Annotated in this window: 1 protein-coding gene; it reads right to left on the bottom strand. The window is 69.0% G+C overall.

From position 1 onward, the window contains the following. Nucleotides 1-149 precede the first annotated feature (149 nt). Nucleotides 150-1,274, bottom strand: a complete 1,125-nt coding sequence (locus tag BM414_RS28115; protein WP_245785051.1) for a CapA family protein — start codon at nt 1,272-1,274, stop codon at nt 150-152. Nucleotides 1,275-1,623 lie beyond the last annotated feature (349 nt).

Genomic DNA, 1,623 nt, shown 5'->3' with positions numbered 1-1,623 from the left:
GAGCCAGGAGGGGTACGAGCGGGCACGGGTCGTCTCGCCGGCGGCCGACGGCGGAGCCGACCGCCGACACGGCCCGTGCCCGCAACCCCATCGTCGCCTGGCGTCCCACGCGCGGTGACCGCCGAGCCGTTGTCTGACCGGTTCCGTGGTCACCGGTTGGTGATGGTCAAGCCGGCGTCAGTGGCGCCGCGGCGGGTGAGGATCTCGGTGACCCGCTCGAAGGAGGGGTCGCCAGGTCCGGTGGGTACCACGGTCAAGCCGTCGCCCTGGGATTGGATGTGGGTGGGGATCGCTTCAGCGGTGCCGACGGCGTAGCGGCCGTCGGAGCCGCGGGTGAAGGTGAACCGGGCGATCACCGAGTCATATGTGGCCGGAAGGTCCTGTTCGGCGATGTGGTTGCCCAGCCCGTAGGCCACCCACTTGCCGTTGACCTGCTCGAAGGGCTGCACCACGTGGGCGTGGTGGCCCAGCACCAAATCGATATCGGGGGAGGCCAGCAACGCCTGAGCGATCGCGACCTGGGTTGCGGTGGGGTCGGTGACGTATTCGGTGCAGCAGTGCACGCTGGCGATGACGACGTCGGCGCCGGCGAAGCGGGCGCGGGCGGCGTCGGCGAGCATGCCCTCGACCTGCGGCAGCGCCGGGTCGAAGTCGTTGACCGCCCACGGCTGCCCGGTGGGCTCGGGAATGCCGTTGAGTCCATAGGTCCAGGCGATGTGCGCGACCCGTACGCCGCCGACGGTCATGATGTGCGGTGTCTGGCTGTCCTGGTCAGTGCGGAACGTGCCGGTGTGGCCCACGCCGCGGGCATCGAGGGCGTCGAGGGTGCGCACCAGCCCGTCGAAGCCGACGTCCATCGAGTGGTTCGACGCCGTGGAGCAGGTGTCGTAGCCGGCGCCGGCCAGCGCGTCGACGATCTGCGGCTGCGCGGCGAAGGTGGGATAGCCCTCGAACGGGCCCTCCGGTGGGGCCAGCGGCACCTCCAGATGGCAGATCGCCAGGTCCGCGGCGCCGATCACCGGGGCCACGTTGGTGAACACACCGCTGAAGTCATAGCCGGCGCCCTGCGCCCGACCTGCCGCAGCCGCTCCCTCCACCAACGCGCCACCCTGATGGATCAGCACATCCCCGCTCGCCACTACTGTCAAGGACGCCGATCGTGTTGGCGTCGCGGTGATCGAGCTGGTCGGGCTGGTGGGTGTGGCACTCGTAGTCACGGACCCGCCTTGAACCGGTGCCGCAGTACTACAGCCGGTGATCACCGCGGTGAACACCGCGGCGACTGTCAACTGGAAGGTCTGCAGAGCACGACTCCCCGCCACAGCGCAGATCGTAGGATGTAGGGCCCAATCCGGGCTCGGCAAGCGGGCCATTGTTGGACGCTGACATCTCAGCCCGCCACGCAGCCGACCGAGCGCGACAGGCAACGAACCCTGCGGCCGCTGGCTCGTCACAACAGGATCCAAGATCACCCAACTGACCAACTCCACCCACGCTCAGTGAGTGGCCTGCTCGCGAGCGAGGTCACACAGTGAGCCTTTCCCGGTAGCGGGTGATCCGCAGGTCAGAAGCGACACGCCGACGGCGGCCAGATGACCGGAGACGACGCAGGACCTCGGTAGG

Source organism: Geodermatophilus amargosae, assembly GCF_900116515.1.
Lineage (GTDB): Bacteria > Actinomycetota > Actinomycetes > Mycobacteriales > Geodermatophilaceae > Geodermatophilus > Geodermatophilus amargosae.
Note: the sequence above shows the minus strand (reverse complement) of the source record. Positions and strands in the feature narration are given on the sequence as shown.